Origin of the sequence: Fluctibacter corallii (assembly GCF_025751585.1) — a bacterium.
Classification (GTDB): domain Bacteria; phylum Pseudomonadota; class Gammaproteobacteria; order Enterobacterales; family Alteromonadaceae; genus Fluctibacter_A; species Fluctibacter_A corallii.
Window position 1 is genome coordinate 330262 of record NZ_JAOWKX010000003.1, and the last position, 20407, is coordinate 350668.

The 20407-nt window shown below is 43.2% G+C and carries 18 protein-coding genes; 4 read left to right on the forward strand and 14 right to left on the reverse strand.

Annotation, left to right across the window (positions count from 1 at the left end; translation table 11 throughout):
* Positions 1-57: 57 nt before the first annotated feature.
* From OE749_RS07610 to OE749_RS07640, 7 genes are all read right to left on the reverse strand, one after another.
* A complete protein-coding gene (locus OE749_RS07610) occupies positions 58-3345 on the reverse strand; it encodes an amidohydrolase family protein (RefSeq protein WP_263712007.1) in 3288 nt (1095 codons plus the stop codon).
* A gap of 212 nt (positions 3346-3557) precedes the next feature.
* Positions 3558-4460, reverse strand: coding sequence for an ATP-grasp domain-containing protein (locus OE749_RS07615; protein ID WP_263711839.1), 903 nt, complete (start codon positions 4458-4460; stop codon positions 3558-3560).
* An 88-nt stretch (positions 4461-4548) separates the two neighbouring features.
* Positions 4549-4743, reverse strand: a complete 195-nt coding sequence (locus OE749_RS07620; protein WP_263711840.1) for a hypothetical protein — start codon at positions 4741-4743, stop codon at positions 4549-4551.
* Between the two features lie 109 nt (positions 4744-4852).
* Complete coding sequence (locus OE749_RS07625; RefSeq protein WP_263711841.1) at positions 4853-5098, reverse strand: helix-turn-helix domain-containing protein; 246 nt, start codon at positions 5096-5098, stop codon at positions 4853-4855.
* Between the two features lie 10 nt (positions 5099-5108).
* Positions 5109-7256, reverse strand: a complete 2148-nt coding sequence (locus OE749_RS07630) for a peptidase domain-containing ABC transporter (RefSeq protein ID WP_263711842.1) — start codon at positions 7254-7256, stop codon at positions 5109-5111.
* Positions 7256-8509, reverse strand: coding sequence for an HlyD family secretion protein (locus OE749_RS07635; protein ID WP_263711843.1), 1254 nt, complete (start codon positions 8507-8509; stop codon positions 7256-7258). The genes OE749_RS07630 and OE749_RS07635 overlap by 1 nt, the downstream gene beginning before the upstream one ends.
* 376 nt (positions 8510-8885) lie before the next feature.
* Complete coding sequence (locus tag OE749_RS07640; protein ID WP_263711844.1) at positions 8886-9188, reverse strand: DUF962 domain-containing protein; 303 nt, start codon at positions 9186-9188, stop codon at positions 8886-8888.
* Positions 9189-9335: 147 nt separating this feature from the next.
* Between OE749_RS07640 and trxA (OE749_RS07645) the strand changes: the two genes are divergently transcribed.
* Positions 9336-10181, forward strand: a complete 846-nt coding sequence (trxA, locus tag OE749_RS07645) for a thioredoxin (protein ID WP_263712008.1) — start codon at positions 9336-9338, stop codon at positions 10179-10181.
* A 163-nt stretch (positions 10182-10344) separates the two neighbouring features.
* Here trxA (OE749_RS07645) and OE749_RS07650 read toward each other — a convergent pair whose 3' ends face one another.
* The gene (locus OE749_RS07650) at positions 10345-11853 is read right to left on the reverse strand and encodes a Ppx/GppA phosphatase family protein (RefSeq protein ID WP_263711845.1); all 1509 of its coding nucleotides are present in this window, start codon (positions 11851-11853) and stop codon (positions 10345-10347) included.
* Positions 11850-13121, reverse strand: a complete 1272-nt coding sequence (rhlB, locus tag OE749_RS07655; protein ID WP_263711846.1) for an ATP-dependent RNA helicase RhlB — start codon at positions 13119-13121, stop codon at positions 11850-11852. Before rhlB ends, OE749_RS07650 begins: the two co-directional genes overlap by 4 nt.
* Positions 13122-13221: 100 nt before the next feature.
* On the opposite strand from rhlB, the gene trxA (OE749_RS07660) reads away from it, so the two are divergent.
* A complete protein-coding gene (gene trxA / locus OE749_RS07660) occupies positions 13222-13548 on the forward strand; it encodes a thioredoxin TrxA (RefSeq protein WP_263711847.1) in 327 nt (108 codons plus the stop codon).
* A 73-nt stretch (positions 13549-13621) separates the two neighbouring features.
* Here the strand turns inward: trxA (OE749_RS07660) and OE749_RS07665 are convergent, their stop codons facing one another.
* Positions 13622-13981 (reverse strand): response regulator, encoded by a 360-nt coding sequence (locus tag OE749_RS07665; RefSeq protein ID WP_263711848.1) that lies wholly within the window; start codon positions 13979-13981, stop codon positions 13622-13624.
* Positions 13974-15743, reverse strand: a complete 1770-nt coding sequence (locus OE749_RS07670; protein WP_263711849.1) for an ATP-binding protein — start codon at positions 15741-15743, stop codon at positions 13974-13976. The genes OE749_RS07665 and OE749_RS07670 overlap by 8 nt, the downstream gene beginning before the upstream one ends.
* A gap of 190 nt (positions 15744-15933) precedes the next feature.
* Here OE749_RS07670 and OE749_RS07675 point away from each other — a divergent pair, with 190 nt between their 5' ends.
* Entirely contained in the window at positions 15934-16674 is a 741-nt protein-coding gene (locus tag OE749_RS07675; RefSeq protein ID WP_263711850.1) for a substrate-binding periplasmic protein, read from the forward strand.
* Positions 16675-16694: 20 nt separating this feature from the next.
* The gene (locus tag OE749_RS07680; RefSeq protein WP_263711851.1) at positions 16695-17417 is read left to right on the forward strand and encodes a substrate-binding periplasmic protein; all 723 of its coding nucleotides are present in this window, start codon (positions 16695-16697) and stop codon (positions 17415-17417) included.
* Positions 17418-17508: 91 nt separating this feature from the next.
* Here the strand turns inward: OE749_RS07680 and OE749_RS07685 are convergent, their stop codons facing one another.
* From OE749_RS07685 to gorA, 3 genes are all read right to left on the reverse strand, one after another.
* Positions 17509-18282, reverse strand: coding sequence for a hypothetical protein (locus tag OE749_RS07685; RefSeq protein WP_263711852.1), 774 nt, complete (start codon positions 18280-18282; stop codon positions 17509-17511).
* A gap of 172 nt (positions 18283-18454) precedes the next feature.
* On the reverse strand, positions 18455-18892 hold the full coding sequence (locus tag OE749_RS07690) for a cupin domain-containing protein (RefSeq protein WP_263711853.1): 438 nt from the start codon (positions 18890-18892) through the stop codon (positions 18455-18457).
* A gap of 145 nt (positions 18893-19037) precedes the next feature.
* Positions 19038-20381, reverse strand: a complete 1344-nt coding sequence (gorA, locus tag OE749_RS07695; RefSeq protein ID WP_263711854.1) for a glutathione-disulfide reductase — start codon at positions 20379-20381, stop codon at positions 19038-19040.
* Positions 20382-20407 lie beyond the last annotated feature (26 nt).

Sequence of the window (20407 nt, forward strand, 5' to 3'; positions counted from 1 at the left end):
GACCGGATAAGCATATGCTTATGGCCTGTGCGCTGTTCATCGCTTTTATCCGGAAAACTAGTGTACCCAGTGATGTCGCTCTGCTTTGGCTTCAACCGCTTGTTTGGTTTCTTCAGGCATAAATACCTGATTATGCTGTTCAAAGAAAAACGGCTTACGCTTGGTTTTACTGCCTACCTCGTTCATGGTAGCGGCTTCATAAATGCGGCCGTTAAGGACAGTGTATTCAACAAATTCACTACGGCGCAGATTATCAAGAACATTTCCGTCAATCACTACGAGATCCGCAATCTTGCCTGCTTCAATACTGCCGATTTGTTTATCCATGCCAAGGTGCTTCGCGCCATCAATGGTGCCTCCTCTAAGTGCTTCCCATGCACTGAAGCCACCTTGATTCATTATCCAAAGCTCCCAGTGAGCTGCCAAACCTTCTCGCTGGCCGTGTGCACCAATATGAACGCCAACGCCATTATCGCGTAAGGTTTTCGCGTATTCGGCTACACGCACGTGGTTATACTGATTTTCAGGTGCAGTAGGACGCCTAATTGCACGCTCATCTAGCAAAAAGTGCGGCGTATAACGAAGTAGGCGTTCGTTTTTCCACACTTCCGTTTTATCATACCAATATTCTTCACCCATCATGCCGCCATAAGACACCACAAAAGTTGGCGTGTAACCAAATTGTGTAGAAGACCACAATTGGGTTAAATCATCGTAGCCTTTGGCGATAGGTAATGAATGCTCAAGTCCTGTGTGGCCATCAACTAACATAGTAATGTTTTGATGATATTTACCACCACCTTCAGGCACAACCATCATGCCCAGCTCTCGTGCTGCTTTAAGCACTTGTTGACGCTGGTCACGACGAGGTTGGTTGTAGCTTTTTACAGAAATAGCACCGACATCTTTTAAGCGTTGCACATGAAAGAAAGCATCTTCGTAGCTATTAATAATAGCTTTGTAACCTAATGCCTCTGCACCGTAAAGAATGGTTCCGGTTGAGAAAATACGTGGCGCAACAATTTTGCCCGCTTTTTGTAACTCAGCTGCGGAGAATATTTCTGTTGTATCATTCGAAGGGTCATGAATGGTGGTGACACCAAATGCAAGATTGGAGTACTGACTCCAGTTTTGCTGAGGGATTATCTCGTAACTTCCCTGCGCGCCATGAGCATGCGTATCAATGAGTCCTGGAATAATGGTTTTGCCTTTCGCGTTGATTTTCAACGCCTCATCAGGAACGGTGACATCGTCTACAGAACCAACGGCTTCAATTTTATTGCCTTTAATCAAGACAACGCCATTTTCGATGACTTCTTTTGTGTTGTCTGCGTCGCGCATGGTAACAATCGTTCCACCAATTAGTGCCTTGTAACCTGTAGGAGAATCTGCTTTTTGTGTGAAAGACAGGTTAATACCTTCAGATACCGGCTCTGGCAACGACTCTGGTGCCCCTTCTACAAACGAAAACGCATCATGCACGTTACGCTCGTATAGATACGGTCCGTGATACCAGCTGACGGTCTGATTGTCTGCGCTCCAGTTCAAGTATTCGCCAGCGCGAGATGAAATTTTTGTCACTGGAATGTTAGATGCTGTAGGACCTAAATCGAGGGTTTTTCCCATTTCCTTGTAACGTGCAATATAGGCATTGTACTGGTGTACAAATGCAATCCACTTTCCGTCGTGAGAAAGTCTGTATTCGCTTATTTTATCTGCACCGTAGACGTGCTCACGTTGATCTTCACCATTTAAGTCAACACTGACCAATTGTGTTTCTGTAAATGGCTTACCAGATACAGTCGTGGTGAAATACACACGATCGTTGTCGCCAGAGAAGTGTGCCCCCCAGCCTGATTTGGCTACTCGCTTGTGCTGCTTACCTTTGATATCGGTAATGTAAATTCCAGGTTCAATTGACCATGTAGGGCTGAGTAAGTACCCGCCAGTTACTTTTCTATATACAATCTTTTTACCGTCTGTTGAAAAGCTTGGCTCAATAAAGTGACCCGGATTTTGTGTAATGACATCGCCTTTTCCACCACGTGCAGACACTACACGAACGCTACCTAAGTCTTGATCGTTCCATGTGGTGTAAACGATCTTTTTCCCATCATTAGAAAAGCGCGGATAATATTCGTCGTGGTCGTTTTGTCTGGTTAGACGCTCTACATCACCGCTTTTAACATTTTTAACGTACAGTTTACCCAGCGCTTGGAACACGATACGCTTTCCATCTGGCGACTTTTGTGCCCAGCGAATCATTTTTACATCAAACTCTTCAGGGGCAACATCAACATCGTTACGCACGGCGTCGGCGTATTTCATTTCAGTTTCAAGTCGAACAGGAATGGTCTCTGCTTTGGCCAGTTTTGTTGACGTATTGGCTGCGATTTTGTGTAGCTTACCTTTGGTCCAAAATACAATATGCTTGCTATCAGGTGTCCAATCAAAATAAGCAAAATAACCTTCAGAGCCAAAGCCTTCTTGCATATCTCTCTCAAGATCAAGATAAAGAGGCTGCTCTTCACCATTACTTAAGTTTTTGATAAATAGCGCTGTCTTATTTTTAACGCGGCGTACAAATGCCAGATATTTACCATCTGGAGAGGGCGTAGGAACAATTGCACCCCCTGTACCAGACACAAAGCGTTCTTCTTCGCCTTTTTCTAAATCATATCGGGTAATGGCAAATATAGATTTTAGCGGATCGCGATTGTAGCTGAATCTTCTACCAGAACTGATGTCTTGCGTAAAGTAAACATATTTGCCGTCAGGTGAGAAAGCCGGATCAGCAATATTTTTTTGATCTTTTTTACCGTTTACACGCGTCTTAAGCGCGATACCATCTCCACCGCTGTGGTGATAAAGCCAAATTTCTCCCGCAGGAATACTGCGAGAAGACATGATGCCTTTCGTCGCAACAATGTATTCGCCATCTGGGCTCCATTTTGGAGAGTGAATAATGTTGTTTTTTTCTTTTGTGACTTGGCGCAGATTGCTGCCATCAATGTTCATAACCCAAACGTTAGATACACCGCCTCTATCTGAAATAAACGCAATTTTGCTGCCATCTGGGCTTACGGCTGGATGAATGTTCCAAGCAAAATCTTGTGTGAGTGGGGTGGCGTTGCCCCCTTTAATATCTACTGTAAAAATGTCGCCCAATGCATCAAAAACAATGTTTTTACCATTAGGTGTAACATCAAGGCTAGACCAAGTGAGTTCATCTGTTTTGATGGTGGTTGAATTAAGAGGATAAGGAGGGTTTAAGACATCCCATTCTTCTTGCTTTTTTTCTTCTGCAGAAACTGACGAGGCAGCGATTGGCATGCCAAGGAGCATTGCCAAGCCTACTGAGCGTAGAGCTGCGATGGTGCGCTTATTCATAGATAGTTCCAAATTACTCAGCGACATCTCGTAGCCCATCGATTCAAAAGAGTTGTGAGCTTGATGCCTGTACTTTTAAATAGCCGACCACTATACGGGAATCTGTAGCAAATGTGATCTACTAAGTAGGACTTTCTGAGATGCTTATCGTTAAATTGACCATTTTTTCAGGTAGATAACATCGTGATTAATTCTTCTGTGATTGGAAAACCTGTTTGTTGTTCAAAGTGAATAAACATAGGACTGGGGTTCGCTTCCAAAAAATAATATTTGCCGTCAGGCGTTAACCGCCAATCAATGGCTGTCCATTGCATCTTGAATGCATCGCGTATTTTTATAGCCAGAGATTGGACTTCATCAGGAAGCGTATGCCGTTTAACAATGTGTTGTTCATCCTCGCGAAAGTCAACTGAATCACTGTCAATTCGTCCACTAAATGTACGGTCATTGATAACAAAGGTGCGAATGTTCGCGCCAGGAACAAAAGATTGAATGGTAACTGGAGACACTTTTAAAACACTACTTAAATGGGTTTTATCCAACAATTGAGGTGTGACGAGTGCACAGTAAGCACCACCATACACTGGCTTGTAAATGCTTTTTTCTTGTGATTGAGCAAATTCAGCAAGTTGGATAGGGTTGTTTCCTGTGTAGGTATTGGGTATCGTCGCGCCAGTTTTAGCTGCAAGTGCTAACTGTTTGGGCTTGGCTTTGTGAAAGTGAAAATCGTGCCATGAATTACACCACTTAATTGTACTGGTTAACATTAGGGTGTAAATCATACTGGTGGAATCGTTTGTAGCTATTTGATCTTGAAGCGGGTTGGATGAATGAGACGTTGATGGGGAAATACTGCTCCAAAACACACTGTCAATTTCAGAAAATTTAAGCGACATTTGCTCAGACTCTATTGTTCCATCTTGTTGCTCTGGAAAGTAACTAATAGTTGTATTCGACGGGTAGTCTGAAGTATCTAATCTGAATGCATTCACGTTTCTGCGCTTACATGCTTTTAGCATGTGCTGCGCGTGAAAGTCTTCTTTACTGCCTAGTATAATTGCTGTGCACATAAAACCTCCTTGTTGCGGTGTCGGCAAATTACGCCAAGCACCGCATTGAGATAACGAGACGGTTCCTGTTGTCTCGCGTTACGCGTTATTATTTATATAACAGACCTGGGTATTCACCACCCTCTTCGCCCATTGCCATGGTTGACACCCAGCCTGGGCGAAGTTCTTTCAGTTTATGGCGATTCGCCTCGACGATGTCCTGTGAAATTTGAAATGTAGCGCCAGCGACATTTTCAAGTTCATTGGATTTTAGTTCATAGTTTGATGCAAATGGATGTTTCATTTCCTTCTCCTTGGAAAATTAATGTTAAGTTAAAGATTCCTGTTTGAATCACCGTCATTATGCCGGATTGAGCCTTTATGGCTACTGTCCTAACGTCGGTTTTTGCAGGCTATTGCATAGCCGTTTGAACTTCTTGGTTCAATTGATTGAACACGCCCGCATGGGTAGCAATGAGTACCTTTCGATTCTCCACATCTAGCTTTTTAAAGATATTAGTGCAGTGAAACTTTACCGTGCGCTCACTAATAAAAAGCTGGTCTGCAATGGCACTGTTGGTGAGCCCTAGTGAGATCTTTTCAGCAATTTGTGCTTCGCGTCGAGAAAGACGATTCAGGTTTTTGTTTAATTCAGACATAGGTGTTTCCTTACGTTAGTTTCTGTTTGTTAATTTCAATAAGTTGACCGTCGGTCAGTTTTAAAACTCTATCTGCGCTATTTATCGTGGTCGGACGATGCGCCACAATAATGCGTGTTATGGCTAATGATTTTATGCTTTGGTTAATGTGTGCTTCGCTATCACTATCTAAATGGCTTGTCGCCTCATCCATAAACAGTATGTCGGGCTGTCGATATAGCGCCCTCGCAAGAATGATGCGCTGTTTTTGCCCGCCACTTAACGTGTCTCCCATATCGCCCACCAACGTGTTGTATTGCATAGTCATGTGCATAATGTCGTGATGAATGCAGGCAAAATGCGCGACCTTAACCACGCGCTCCATATCAATCTGATTATCGAAGCAAACGATGTTATCTAGTATTGAGCCGCTAAGAAGTTGATCGTCTTGCATGACTGCGGCAATCGACCTGCGATACCATGAAAGTTGTGAGATATCGTTATCGTTTGCCAGAACCTGTCCTTGTGACAAAGGATATAAACCCATTAAGCACTTAAGTAGCGTGCTCTTACCGCAACCACTGGCACCCACTATGGCAACGGATTCTCCGCGACGGATATGCAAATTCACACCTTTCAGAGTGGTGGCGCTGTTATTGTCGTAACTGAAAGTAAGGTTTTTTGCTGTCAGCGAATTGATAGCAACAATGTTGTTTGTATTTTCGACTTCGTGAAAATGTCTATTAAAAACAGGATCTTGTTCACTTAGTACAATATCGCTCAGACGGTTGAAGTGAACGTCCAACATTTTGAACTCTATCCATTTAGTAATCAGGCTATCCATTGCGTTAACAAATCGGCTTTTGTAGCTAATAAATGCATACAGCATCCCCACTGTCATGGCATTTTCCATGACCAGTTGTGCAGCGAGGTAAATGATAACTAGGTTTTCTAAGCCAAATAGCAGACGGTTCAGCGTTTCAAAAGAGAACTGCCATTGACTGATGTGAATTCCTTTATTCATTGAATCAGTTAAGGCATTTTGCCAACGTGATTGCCGGTCTGTTTCTTTTTCAAATAGCTTAATAGACTGAATACCGCGTACCGACTCCATAAAGAGTGAGTTTTCTTTGGCCGCGCTCACAAGTTCTTCCTCTTTTAGCCGTTTAATGGGGAAGAAAAAGGAAAAGCGTAATAGGCCATATAACAGCACCGCACAAAGGGCTACTAATGCTAACTTTGGACTGTAAACCAACATTACGACGAACGTCGCTATGCCCATCAAGCCATCAATTAATACACTCACTACGCCGTTTGTTAGCAATTCTCTGATTTGAGACATAGATGAAAAACGAGACACGATATCGCCCATATGCCGTTTAGAAAAATAATTTAAGGGCAACCTAAGCAAGTGCCTGAATACATTGACCGACATTTGCATATTAAGTTTTGATGCGAGTGCGAGCACGCTAAACTGCCTTAGTAAATGCGTGCTGGTCTCTATGATAAGCAATATGCCAAAGCCTATTGCGAGTACGGTCAGTAGATGGCTATCTGAGCGCAAGATGACATCATCAACCACAAGTTGCATGTAGTATGGGCTGATTAGGCCGAATACTTGTAAAAGTAAAGATAATACAAGTATTACACCCAAGCTGCGTTTCAAGCCGATAATACTTGACCATAACTGGCTAAACCCAATTTGTGCGCGCTCTTTTTGAGGGACAAACGACATTGTCGGAGTGAGCTCTAGCGCAATGCCCGTAAACGAGTTAGATAGCTCTGTATGCGTGACGTTTCGTTCACCCGAAGCGGGATCTATGATGACAGCCCCCTTTTTGGTAACTCGTTTCAACACGACAAAGTGCTTCATTTCCCAATGCAGAATGCAGGGAGCATTTAGCTGCTCAAGATCTTGAAGTTCGAGCTTAAGCGCGCGGCTATTGAGATCAAGCTTGGCCGCGGTGTCGATTAGTTGTTTTAATGACATGCCATGGGCGCTGACCATAAATCGCCTGCGCAGTGCGATAAGGTCGACGTCATGCCCGTGATAATTGGCGATCATCGCCAAGCAAGCTAACCCGCATTCAGCGGCTTCGGATTGCAGCTGTGGAGAAAGTTGTTTTCGAAGCCCTAAATTCAGGTATTTTAGAGGAGAATGCATAGAGGCCGTAGTCATTACACTCTTCCTCGCAAGCTGTATAGTGGTTCCAGAAGCCATTCCAATAGTGAACGCTCACTTAGTGAGACGTCAGCAGTGAGTGTCATGCCCGATTTTAAAGGTAGCGTCTTGCCGTATGCAGATACGTACGGAGATGCAAGCTCTGCTTCAACAAGATAGGCGGGAGCGGTAATGGGGTTATGCCTATTGTGCACCTCGTTTGGCAGTGTGATTGCGTTTGCAACTAATGTAATTTGCCCTTGATATGTGCCGAATTTTTGATACGGAAATGCGTCATATCGAATCGATAACGTCTGATTCGCCTCAATAAACCCAATGGCATGCACAGGTACATAAAACTTTGCAAGTAAAGCGGCATCGCTGGGCACAATGGACAGCAAAGGCGTATTGCTAGGTGTTTGCTGACCTTCTACAACATTTATGTTTTCAATATATCCGGCTTTTGATGCTCTAATCGTTTGTGCTCGTTGCCCGTGAATTTGTTGTATTTTCAGCGCCAAATTACTGATTTCGCGTTGGATGTTGCCTTTTTCCTTGGCAGCGTGTAGAGGAAGCTGATTGGCATCACTACGTAGAGTGCTAATTTGCTCTTGTGTGGCCAGTTTTTCTCTCGCTAGGCGTTTACTGTCGCTTTTTAAAATAAGCAACTGTTGGTGTAAATCGTTATGTTGATGCTTTGACATATGCCCAGACTGGAGCATGTTTTGGTAGTTATGAAGGCGTTCTTGCAACATGCTTTCTCGCTCTTCCAGCACACGCTGCTGGTCAGAAATGAGAGAGAGGTTTGAGCGTTCATGCGTTAACTTTCGACGCAGCGATGCGTCAGAATGAGTGAAAGACTCAGAAACACGCGCCAACTCTTCTTTCAACAGGGTATGTTGAGACTGATACTCTAGTAACAATGTTTCTTCTAAGCTTGTCCCATCTCCCATAAAGCGGTCGCCATTGATCACCAACAGTGGTTGGCCTTGTTCTACAAACTCTCCTTTTTTAACTAATATAGATTTAATTTTTCCGTTCGCAGTGTCTGTATATATTTTTACAATACCCGAGGTTGGCTCAAGCCAGCCTGATACGCTTTCTTTTCTCTCGTATGTGCTGGAACAAAGCCAAATCGCAATGACAGCGCATATGCAAAACAAAAATACCGATATAAATACAAAGCGAATATTGGGTAGCACCAGAACATTTCCATGAATACGCGATGTTTGAGCCTGTACTGCGTTTTCTCTGAACAACGTAGAACGCATATTTTCGTCGAACCTCTTGAATACAGTTATAAAAAGTTATCCATCCGTGGATAGCGTGTCGTCCTTGTCACCTTGCTCAATAATCGTTAACGGTCCTTGTTAACTCGATAGCGAACAAAGTGCTGCATTGTCATCCATGACAGGTCATATTGACCGACTCATACTGTTTGCGATGAAAGCATCGATTGTCCGTGAGTCATTGCTGGGACGTATAGTAAGAATTGAGTGGATTGAGAGGTAGAAAAATTGGGCCATGCCTAAATAGACATGAGACACCCAGTATTACTTGTTTAAAAACAATAGGTTAAATTTATTTTTTTATGAATTTTTTAGTGTTGGGCTCATTTGTTTTGGTGCGTTTAAGTGACATATTTGCTTAAATTTTCACTTTTCCAAGAATGATATCTTTAAACATAACCCAGTCCCCTAAAAAACTATAAAATGGGTGAGTAAAGGTTGCGGGTTTGTTTTGTTCAAAGAAAAAGTGTCCCACCCAAGCAAAACCATAGCCACATACGGGCAGCAATAATAACCAAATCCAAGCTTGCGTATAAATGATGAAACTAAGCATCACAATAACAAGGCTAGAGCCAATAAAATGAAGACGTCTACAAATTCTATTTTGATGTTCTGACAGGTAATACGGATAAAAATCACGGAAAGACTCAAACTGTTTCATTGCATATGCTCGAATTTATGTTTTACATTTTTATAACATATGTGTGAGAGTGCGGGTAGGGGATAGTGTTTTAAACAAGTTTGTCGCTTGTATTTAGTGAATTTAGCCCCACATATTCTATCGAGAAAAGATGAGTCGGGACCCATGATGGAAAATGTCGTAAATATTACGTTGGAGAACTTCCAGCAAGTTATCTTGGAACACTCCAAAGAGAAGTTCATATTAGTCGATTTTTGGGCGGATTGGTGTGAACCCTGCAGAGATCTTATGCCAATTTTAGATAAGTTAGCGGCTGAGTACGCTGAACATTTGATTCTTGCAAAAGTGAATTGCGATGAACAGCAGGAGATTGCTGCACAATTTGGTGTAAGAAGCTTGCCAACCGTCATGTTGGTTAAAGACGCTCAACCAGTAGATGGCTTTGCAGGTGCGCAGCCTGAAGCTCAAATTCGCGAAATGCTAGATAAGCACCTGCCAAAAGTTGAAGAAGGTTTATATCAACAAGCTGCTGGGATGATCAGTCAGGGCCAATATGCAGAGGCCTTTCCTATTATTAAACAAGCTTTCGATGCGAATTCAGCGCGTGCTGATATTCGTGTTGCTTATGCAGATTGTGCGATTGAAAACGGTAACGCAGCATTGGCTGAAGAACTATTAAGTGGCGTCGGCTTGGCCGACCAGAATGCGTATTATCACAGCATTCAAGGGAAAATTGAGCTTGCTGCTCAAGCCGCGGATTCTCCCGAGATTAAAGCCTTAGAAGCAAAATTGGCTGATAATCCCAATGATCTTCAATTAAAAGTGGATGTTGCAATACAACTTCATCAAGTCAATCGAAATGAAGAGGCGCTTGAACACTTATTAGCGGTACTTAAAACCGACCTGAATTTTGGGGAGGCGAAAAAAGTGACACTGGATATGATCAACGCGTTGCCAGATGGTGAGTCGCTTAAGTCGACGTATCGTCGCAAAATATACAGTTTGTTGTATTAGGCTGCATTTAATTAAAGATTGTAGGCGCGAAAGCGCCTTTTCTTTATTGATGACTGTGGTTAGCGGTGAAGGCGTGATGGACGCGATTGAGCCCGTCCTACGGCGCTTTTTGCTAAGCGAAAGGTGAGCCGCGGAGAAAAATTGACCAAACCGCCTTAAATTTTTAAGCTGAAAGAATCTCTAACTTCCATCCGGCTTTGTGTTGTAACCACTTTTCATTGGCTAGTTCAGCATCAATAAGAGGGTGTTCTTTTAGCCAGTTTTTAGGGAACGTTAGTTGCCAATTGTCTTCTTTTACCGACAAACTAATAGTAGGTAACAGGTTATTCTTACGGCGAATGGAGAGCAAACAGGCAATTCTCAGAATCCGTTGAAGTGCCTCTAATAAAGGCTGCATTGATTCGTGATATGATACAAATTGTTGAGCATTAATTTCTTGTCTGTGACCTTTAACTAGTTCCCGAATACACTGCTTTTGTAACTTTGTATAGCCAATAAGAGGGACATGACTGAGAATATATGCACCATGTAAGTGGTGCTGTTTGTATTCGATATGCAGTCCAGTTTCATGAAGTAAACATGCTGCTTCCAAAACGGTGTGGGCGTCAATATTGCATAGTTCAGATGAAGCGCAGAATTGCTGATAAAGCGACATTGCTACATCCAGAACACGTTTTCCTTGCTCGATATCGATATGAAAACGTGAGGCGATATTCAGTAGCGTTTGCTGTCGTCTGTTATTTACCTGCGTGTCTTCCAACATGCCGTAGATTAACCCCTCACGCAACGCACCGCCTGAAATTTGCATCTCTTCAATATTTAATTGCTCAAACAAGGCTATCAGAATAGCGAGTCCGCTCGGAAATATAGGACGTCTGGATTCCGCAAGTCCGTCAATTCTCAAACTGTCGATATGATTAAACTGAATACACTCTTCTTTTAACTTGTGTAAATAATCCAGCCGAATAGAATCACTGATACCGCGGCTAACCAATATTTCGGTAATGGCTTGTGGTGTGCCCGATGCGCCTAAACATTGTTGCCAGTCAAACGTAATAAAGTCTGATACGACAGGAGCAAGTAGGGATTTAGCCTCTTTTATTGCACGCGTAAAGTTCGATTCAGATAGTTCGCCCTCATTGAAGTAGCGTTCCATAAAGGTGACACAACCCATGTCGAGGCTGACCAGATTGATCGGCGTCATATCGTTGCCGATGATGATTTCTGTACTGGCTCCACCAATATCTATGACCAATGAGTTGCCTTGATTGGCAGAGGTGTAAGCAACACCTAAGTAGATTTGCTTGGCTTCTTCTTCACCTGAAATCACTTCTAGCTTATGACGAAGTATCTTTTCTGCTTTTGCGATAAATACATCCGCATTTTTGGCGAGTCGAAGAGTGGCCGTTGCTACGATCTTTATATTCGACAGTGGCACGTCTTGAAGTCGTTCTGCGAAAGACTCTAAACATGTCCACCCCCTTTCCATACTTTCCTGACTCAATATGAAATCATCATTGAGCCCCGCAGCCAGCCGTACTTTTTGTTTTACTTTACCAATGATTTGTACACTGCCGGATACGACTCTGACAATCACCAAATGAAAGCTGTTTGAGCCTAAGTCAACAGCTGCATACAATTGATCACTGATTGCTGCGGGATTGGTGGTCATGCTGGACGATTTCCGCGTTTCTTATTGTAACCACCAGAGCGATTTGGGCGATTTTTGCCGCTTTGCATACGCTTTCTGTATTGAGGCTTTGGACGAGTTACGTCTTCCAGCAATGCAGATTGATCGTAATTGGTCACAGGAATGGCATGCTGGATATACTCTTCGATCGCAGGCAAGTTCAGTGCGTATTTTTCACACGCAAAGCTGATTGCATGACCACTTTTTCCTGCACGCCCGGTTCTTCCTATTCGGTGTACGTAGTCTTCTGCATCGTCGGGCAGGTCGTAATTAAATACGTGAGAGACTTTCTCGATATGCAGACCGCGCGCGGCTACATCTGTAGCAACCAGAACATCAAGCCTGTCTTTGCTGAAGTCTTCCAATATTTTTAAGCGCTTTTTTTGAGGAACATCACCGCTGAGCAGTCCAACTCTATGGCCGTCTGCTACAAGCCAGTCATTGACCGTTTCGCAGCCGTGCTTGGTATTGGCGAAGACCACCGCTTTTTCTGGCCATTCTTCTTCCATCAAAGTCAGTAGAAGTAACATTTTGTCTTCGTCAGATGGATAAAAGAGTTCCTCTTTTACTCGGCTGGCCGTTTTTTGCTGCGGTTCAACTTGTACATGAGTTGGGTTGTTCATATGTTCATAGGCCAACTCTTGCACACGGTAAGACAAGGTTGCTGAGAACAACATGCTTAAACGTTCGGTGGGCTTGGGCATCCGTCTAAACATAAAGCGGATGTCTTTGATAAAGCCAAGGTCAAACATTCTGTCAGCTTCATCAAGCACGGCAACTTCAATACGGTTGAGTGTAAATACGCCTTGCTTGTAGTAATCAATAATGCGGCCAGTCGTGCCAATAATGATATCAACACCTGATTCTAAGGTTTCCCGTTGACTTTGATATCCATCGCCCCCATATATGAGACCAATTGAGAGTCCTGTGCTTTTGCTAAGTAACTCTGCATCATTGTAAATTTGCACCACAAGCTCCCGAGTGGGTGCCATGATAATGGCTCTGGGGTGATTGTGCTCAGGTTTACCTTGTTGTATCAAGCGATTAAACGTGGCGACTAAAAACGCCATGGTTTTGCCGGTACCGGTTTGTGCTTGACCTGCAACATCAAGACCTTCTAACAAAGGAGGAAGGGCAAGTGCCTGAATTGGTGTGCAGTGTTTGAAGTTTGCTTCATTCAGTGCCTTTATCACATCGTCGTGAATAGAAAGGTCTGAAAAGTGTGTTTCGGTTAAATGTGTTGTTTGCATAGCTTATAGCTTATCAGTGCTTGCATTAAAAAACAGTTTCTATATAACGTTTATATATGTGCTGAAAAATTTCAGCGATTGACCAATTACGGAGAACAGAATGAGCGACAAAATTATCAAGGTGTCAGACAGTAGCTTCGAGGCCGATGTAATCAATGCAAATGGTCCTGTACTAGTGGATTTTTGGGCTGAATGGTGTGGCCCTTGTAAAATGATCGCACCTATCTTAGATGAAATTGCTGAAGAGTTCGACGGCAAGGTAACAGTTGCTAAGTTGAATGTCGATGAAAATAGTGAAACACCACCTAAATTCGGTATTCGTGGTATCCCAACATTGATCTTAGTAAAAGACGGCAATGTGGTTGGCACGAAGGTTGGTGCAATGTCTAAATCACAACTTGTAGACTTCATCAACGAAAACGCTTAATCGATAACTCGATTTTGAACATACCAGAAAGGGCGCAAAAATGCGCTCTTTTTATTTTTGTATACAACACCTCTTACCTCTTTGATAGCCAGTCTTCGAGTATGGACTCAAAATCTGGCGGAATGGGTTTGGCAATGACAGTGTCGCAACCAGCTTTGATTGCAGCCTCTTGATCTTGTCTTGCCATAGATGCCGTAACGGCAATGATTAATCCATCAAACCCATGTTCACGAAGTTGCCGTGTTGCACCTCGTCCATCCAATATTGGCATGTGCATATCCATAAGAATAATGTCAAATTGCTCTGCAAGGGCTCTGTTAACGGCTTGTTCTCCATCCGCAGCGGTTTCTACAGCATGATTATGCATAGACAAGCGCAAAACCATCATGCGTGAAATAAGTGGGTCATCTTCAACGATTAATATCTTAGCCATGATGATCGCCTGTTTGAGGGAGTGTGAACGTGACAGTCGTTCCCTGATGTTCTTTACTATTCAGTGTAATCGTTCCGCCGTGCAATTCGACTAATTTCTGGGTGATGGCCAAACCCAGGCCAGTTCCTCGGCTTTTGCGGGTCGTTGATGAGTCAGCTTGAAAAAATTTAGAGAAAACCTTGTGTTGCTGATGACTTGGGATTCCGCACCCTGTATCAGAGATCGAAATAACAATGTCACTGCTGGTTGCTTGGCAACCGATCGAGATGCTTCCTGCTTCTGTGAACTTAATCGCATTTGCAATTAAGTTATACAAGATTTGTTGTAAACGAATAGGATCAGCAAAGGCAACTTCGGCATCAATGTCTAGCTCAAAAGAGAGAGATTTCTCGGCGACTAATGGCCGCATCGAATGGACAATATCGTGGAAAAAAGACTTGAGCATGATTTTCTTTGGCGCTAACAAAATAGTATCTGCCTCAACTTTAGAAATATCTAATAAGTCATTAATCATCGCCATCAATTGCTGCCCAGCAGTGTCCATGTCGTTGCTTAACTGTGCAATCATCTCTGCGGGCGGTAAGTTCTGGGCATCTTTTAATAGCGGAAGATAACCTAAAATAACGGTTAGTGGCGTTCTTAATTCATGATTCATGACGTTGAGAAAATCAGATTTTGCGCGGCTATGGCGCTCGGCCTCTTCTTTTGCTTGTGTGAGGGCATCAATATTCGCGACGCTTTCCAGATTATGTCCAATCCACTGACCAAGTAAGCCAACAAAGGCGAAATCGTCTGATTGGAATGGCCGACCTTTGGGCACAGGGCTAGAAAAGTTAACGGTGCCAAAACGCCGCCCATTTACCACAATGGGATACCCTATGTAGCTTTCTAATTTAAATAACTGGTAGCATGGGTGTGTTCTGATTTCACTTTTTGCAACGTGATGAAAGCCTAGTGCTGAGTTGGCGCGCATGGTATGCACGCAGAATGTATTGCCTAAATCAAAATGGGTGCCAGCTTCTGGTGCGCCGATATCTGCGGTCGCGTAGCGAACATAATAATGATCATCAATAATTTCACTGACAATTGCCATCGACATATCAAAGTGCTTGCGACCCACTTCAAGTAATTCGACAATTTTTTCATGAAATGATGTCTGTGTATTTGACGTAATCCGATGGAGATTGGCAAGCAATACGTTATGTTTCTCGAGTGATACCATTGACGCATTGAGACGATGCTGATGATCTTGCAAAGAACGGGTGACTTCTAAGAGTGATTGTTGACGAAACTCTGCCTCTACACAATCGGCGAGATCGCGTAAATGTACCAACAGGTCATTTGAGTATGCCGTGGGCTTGGTGTCGATGATACATAATGTACCCAGGCGCTTACCATTGTGAGCACGTAGTGGTGCACCTGCATATGAGCGGATATCTGGTGCGCCAGTCACTAACGGGTTATCGTGAAAACGCTCATCGTTTTTCACATCGGGTACGTATAGCACGTCATCATTTAATATGGCATGACCACAAAAAGAGATATCTCGGCTGGTTTCACATGCATCAAGTCCCTGCTTTGATTTAAACCATTGGCGGTTCGCGTCAACCAAGCTGACTAACGCAATAGGGGCACCTGACATAAATTTGGCAAGACGCGTAAGGCGATCGAAGCGCTCTTCGTTTTCCGTATCTAATATGTCCAATTCTTCAAGTGTTGCAAGACGCACCTGTTCATCTTCAGGAACAGCGGGTGTAATCATGGAGGTCTCCGTGAGTTTGATTGCCTATTGCGTTAACGGTTGTGACTATAATCATATGTGGCACACATATAACTATGTCTTATTGGAGACGTTTTATCCAATTGTTCAAACTGAGTAATCATGAGTATTTTGAGTACGATACGTATCTCAATGAATTTACAGTGCGGCTTTGGGACGAATGAATAACACGATGTGGAAGTGGGTAATCTATTTGATTGGCATGGGGTTAATACTGCCATTGCATGTAAAAGCAGACAGGGTATCGGCAAAGGTTTGTACACCCGAGTGGGAGTTTTACACGCAGCGCGATGGAAATGGGCTTTATCATGATATATGGAGGCGTATATATACTGATAAAGATGTGGGATTAGATTTTACTTTTGCGGTGTACTCGCGATGCATGTTGGGCCTCTCAGATGAGGAAAACTACTTTGATATTGTGCCCGCCTGCTATGTGAACGATGCGGGGCTGAAATCGGATTCTCCGTTAGGTCGAGAGGTACTGACGATAGTTAGCCATGTCGATCAGAAACGCTGGACAGAAAAGAGCGACTTCACGCGTAAAATTGTAACGTGGGAGCGAGGTTTTATGTATCAGCAAGCAGGCTTGATTCCCGATGACGCGATTTATGTTCCTTATTCATCCCTTGAGCGTGGCTTAAAAATGCTGCTCGCTAAGCGCGTAGATTATTTGGTGGATTACAAGCTCGCAGTGCAGGAAAACGTGAGATTGATTGATAAGAACAAGCAACTTCGTGTGCAAGAGGATGTGATTGTAGGGCCTCATTTTTATATGTGTTTTGCAGATACCGATAAAGGGAGAGAGCTACTGCGTATTTGGAATAAGGGATTCGCAGGCTTAATTGAAAATGGTGAACTAGACTCTTTGTACAATCAATACGGTGTTTTGCCATTTTATCAAATACCTTGAGCTTTAGAATAGGAGCTATCATGAAACCCATTGTGTTATTTATGAGTGTTCTACTATTTTCTGCCAATTTGTTTGCAAGTGTTAAATCTGCATCGGTATGTGCTCCCGAATGGGAGTTCTATACAGAAAAAAACGGTTCGGGTCTCTATCATGATATTTGGAAAGAAGTTTTTGAAAAGCATGGTGTCGCTATTGAAATGACGTACAGCGTGTATGAGCGATGTGAAAAAGGGTTGTCAGATTCCCCTGCGCAATATGATGTAATGCCGGGATGTTATGAATCTGATCCTGGTTTGAAATCGGATATTGAATTAGGCATAGAACTACTGACGATTGTGTTTGACCCGAGCAGACAGACATGGAATGACAAAACCAGCTTAAGCGGAAAAAACGTAGCTTGGGAGCAGGGGTTTACGTTTAAAGAAGTGGGAATTGTGCCTGAAGATGCAAAACATAGCCCATACACAAAGTTAGTTCAGGGGCTCAAGATGTTAACGGCTGGGCGCGTAGACTACGTTATTGACTACCCGCAGGCTGTTAGTGAAAGAGTGGAAGAGCTAGGAATAAAAGGTAAGGTCAATATTATAGAGCATGCCTTGACTGGGCCAAAATTTTATATGTGTTTTGCTGACAACGAAAATGGGCAGGCGTTGCTGTCTCATTATAATGAAAAAATGAAACCGTTATTTGAAAGTGGCTGGATAAAGGCTTTGTATAATAAATATGAAGATCCCGCGTTCTAAGCAGATGTATAAGTGCATTATGAAAACGCTGACATTATGTGTCAGCGTTTTCATTTCACTATGAGGCACGGGAGAGTGCGATCAATTGCAGTTAGCGATTGCCGCGAAGGCGCACCAAAGCGAGTAGGGAGATGAACATCAATATGATTGTGCTTGGTTCATTAACCGCTACGGCCTTGTTATTGGCTGCAAAGGTTGCTGCGCTGTTAATGACAGACAGCATGTTGTCACTGATTGCATCATCGTAAGTCATGCCATCATTGATATGCACTACGGTTCCACCGTGTTTATGAGTATATGACAGGAGCGGAATGCCATTCTCATCTTCCATCACAACCGTGGTTCCGACTAATGCTGATACATCTGAATAGGTATCCTCTGAGCCGTCACCTTCAGTGAAGTCGCTGTTAGCAAGTCCGCGCACCAAATCATGGTTTTCGTATCCAGATGACACATTCCAGTTTGCTTCGTAATAGTAGTCACCGTTGTATTTTACAGGCAGAAGCTGTGATACGGGTTCGTCTAACTCTTCATACGCATACCATTCAGTAAAAATAAGGCCACCACCTGAGGCAACAAAGTTGAGTATGCTTTGATTTGCCTTGACGGGATCGGTGTCTTCACCTAGCTCATCTCCATAATCATACCCGTATAAATAGAGGACGACGTCGGTGTCCATTGGAATGGTGCCATCCCATGCTTGATAAGTAGAATCGTGGTATACGGTATGACCCTGGCTTTCAAGGTACGGGTTTATTGTATTTTCAGATTGGTCGTCACCAAGCACGTAAATCACCGCAGCCATAGACTGTGATGACACTAACAAACTCGCGAAAATAAAGATTGAACGAATAATATACTGCATTGTGAATGAATAAATTGATACGATAAAAATATACCAGCCTTAAGCAAAATTTGTTCCTAATGCTTATATGTATGATTTAAAAATAAAAATTCATTCATTTTTGCTGCTTTTGACTTTTTTGTTCTGAGTGTGTAAAAAAAATTGACGTTTGTGTCAGCTTTTTTTATTCAGCTTAAAGGAGATGAATCTTATACTTTTCTACAAAGTATTTACGATCATGTTCCGTCGGCGGTGCGTCATCACTAAACTGAGAAATATCCCGAATAAATCCCTCTGAAGGGCCAGAAGGCGCATTAATCACTAATAGTCGACTGTCTGTTATTGCCTTAAACCTTCGAGGTACATTTGGCCCTGCAATAACCAGATCTCCCGCTGTTGCCAAGAATGTGTCATCAGCGACACCAAATTCAATCTCACCAGATTGTATATAAAAAATTTCATCATCAATTTCATGATAATGCCATGGCGCTTCATTGCCTTTTGGCAGGATACTGTCGAATATAGACACACGATTATCTGTATCTTCGCCAGATGCGAGTATGGTCGTGAATTCACCACCGCTCAGCGTGTAAGATTCAGCTTTGCTAGCAGTAATATGTTTGTATCTCATGGGAGCGTTAGCCAGAAAGTTATATTTTACTTAGAATAGCAGGCAATTATTGACCCACGTGTTACGATCAATAATTGCTCAATCAGCGCCAAGACACCTTGGGCGTCATCTCACTTAGCCACTCTTTGATTATGTTTATATACAATTACAGCGTAACGTACTCTTCACCGCTGGTGGGATGAATCGCTACACAGGCGTCGAAATCGGCTTTGGTCGCGCCCATTTTTATGGCAACCGCAAAGCCCTGAAGAATTTCATCCATGGCAAATCCAATACCATGCAAACCAACGATTTTTTCTTCTTTGCCAGCACAAATGAGTTTCATTCGGGTAATTTGACGCTTAGTGGTGACGGCGGTGTACATGGCGCCAAACTCTGAATTGTAAACCTTAATGTCGTCGCCATATTTGTCTTTTGCTTCGGGTTCGGTGAGACCAATGGTACCAATGGGAGGGTGACTGAACACCACTGTTGGCACGAGGTTGTAATCCATTTTTGCATCTGGTTTATCGTTGAATAGGCGCTCTGCGAGTAATCGCCCGGCTTTTACCGCAACAGGGGTAAGTTCAACCTTACCAATCACATCGCCAAGGGCATAAATACCTTCGATATTGGTGCGTTCATACTCGTCAACGTTAATGAATCCTTTTTCATCCATGTCGACCCCGATTTCAGCTAATCCCAGGGATTGCGTTGAAGGTGCACGCCCTATCGCCCAAATAATGCAGTCTGTTTCAATTTGCTGACCGTTTTGAAAATGCAAAGTCAGTGAGTCATCGTCATTTTTTACCACTCGCTCAGGTGTACATTGAGTGTGCAAAGTGGGGCCATCTTCTGCCATCAGTTCTTTTAATGTTTCAGATAGCATGGGATCAAAGTGGCGCAAAGCGGCGAATTGCCTTACAGCTAAATGGGTTTCGCTGCCCAATGCATGGAGTACGCCAGCGAGTTCTACTGCGATATAACCCGCGCCGACGACAACGACACGTTTTGGTTGCGCTTCCAAGGCGAAAAAGCCATCAGAATCTATTCCATATTCTGCGCCGTCAATGTCAGGTTTAATCGGATGTCCGCCAGTTGCAATCAGGATATTGTCAGCGGTATAGGTTTTGCCATCCACTTCCACGGTATTTTTGTCGACGAAACGTGCGAAGCCCTGAATAACGGTGATACCGTTTCTTGCTAACACGTTGTCATAAGAATTATGCACGCGGGAAATGTAGCGCTCACGACTTTCAACTAGCGTTTTCCAGTTGAATGAATTGACTGAGACATCGAAACCATAATCAGGTGCATATCTATGGATCGCTTCGGCAACTTGTGCGCCATACCACATGGCTTTTTTGGGTACACAGCCTACGTTTACGCATGTGCCTCCCATCACTTTTGCCTCAATAATTGCTACTTTTTTACCGTAGCGTGAGGCGCGATTGGCCGATGCGATACCACCGCTGCCTCCGCCAATACAAATATAATCAAAATCTGCCATTATTTATTCCCTATGTTTTTATACAC

What these genes read in the sequence shown, in the direction of transcription:
- OE749_RS07610 (WP_263712007.1), bottom strand. Translation starts at nt 3,345, where the DNA reads ATGCTCCTTGGCATGCCAATCGCTGCCTCGTCAGTTTCTGCAGAAGAA.
- OE749_RS07615 (WP_263711839.1), bottom strand. Translation starts at nt 4,460, where the DNA reads ATGTGCACAGCAATTATACTAGGCAGTAAAGAAGACTTTCACGCGCAG.
- OE749_RS07620 (WP_263711840.1), bottom strand. Translation starts at nt 4,743, where the DNA reads ATGAAACATCCATTTGCATCAAACTATGAACTAAAATCCAATGAACTT.
- OE749_RS07625 (WP_263711841.1), bottom strand. Translation starts at nt 5,098, where the DNA reads ATGTCTGAATTAAACAAAAACCTGAATCGTCTTTCTCGACGCGAAGCA.
- OE749_RS07630 (WP_263711842.1), bottom strand. Translation starts at nt 7,256, where the DNA reads ATGACTACGGCCTCTATGCATTCTCCTCTAAAATACCTGAATTTAGGG.
- OE749_RS07635 (WP_263711843.1), bottom strand. Translation starts at nt 8,509, where the DNA reads ATGCGTTCTACGTTGTTCAGAGAAAACGCAGTACAGGCTCAAACATCG.
- OE749_RS07640 (WP_263711844.1), bottom strand. Translation starts at nt 9,188, where the DNA reads ATGAAACAGTTTGAGTCTTTCCGTGATTTTTATCCGTATTACCTGTCA.
- trxA (WP_263712008.1), top strand. Translation starts at nt 9,336, where the DNA reads ATGGAAAATGTCGTAAATATTACGTTGGAGAACTTCCAGCAAGTTATC.
- OE749_RS07650 (WP_263711845.1), bottom strand. Translation starts at nt 11,853, where the DNA reads ATGACCACCAATCCCGCAGCAATCAGTGATCAATTGTATGCAGCTGTT.
- rhlB (WP_263711846.1), bottom strand. Translation starts at nt 13,121, where the DNA reads ATGCAAACAACACATTTAACCGAAACACACTTTTCAGACCTTTCTATT.
- trxA (WP_263711847.1), top strand. Translation starts at nt 13,222, where the DNA reads ATGAGCGACAAAATTATCAAGGTGTCAGACAGTAGCTTCGAGGCCGAT.
- OE749_RS07665 (WP_263711848.1), bottom strand. Translation starts at nt 13,981, where the DNA reads ATGGCTAAGATATTAATCGTTGAAGATGACCCACTTATTTCACGCATG.
- OE749_RS07670 (WP_263711849.1), bottom strand. Translation starts at nt 15,743, where the DNA reads ATGATTACACCCGCTGTTCCTGAAGATGAACAGGTGCGTCTTGCAACA.
- OE749_RS07675 (WP_263711850.1), top strand. Translation starts at nt 15,934, where the DNA reads ATGTGGAAGTGGGTAATCTATTTGATTGGCATGGGGTTAATACTGCCA.
- OE749_RS07680 (WP_263711851.1), top strand. Translation starts at nt 16,695, where the DNA reads ATGAAACCCATTGTGTTATTTATGAGTGTTCTACTATTTTCTGCCAAT.
- OE749_RS07685 (WP_263711852.1), bottom strand. Translation starts at nt 18,282, where the DNA reads ATGCAGTATATTATTCGTTCAATCTTTATTTTCGCGAGTTTGTTAGTG.
- OE749_RS07690 (WP_263711853.1), bottom strand. Translation starts at nt 18,892, where the DNA reads ATGAGATACAAACATATTACTGCTAGCAAAGCTGAATCTTACACGCTG.
- gorA (WP_263711854.1), bottom strand. Translation starts at nt 20,381, where the DNA reads ATGGCAGATTTTGATTATATTTGTATTGGCGGAGGCAGCGGTGGTATC.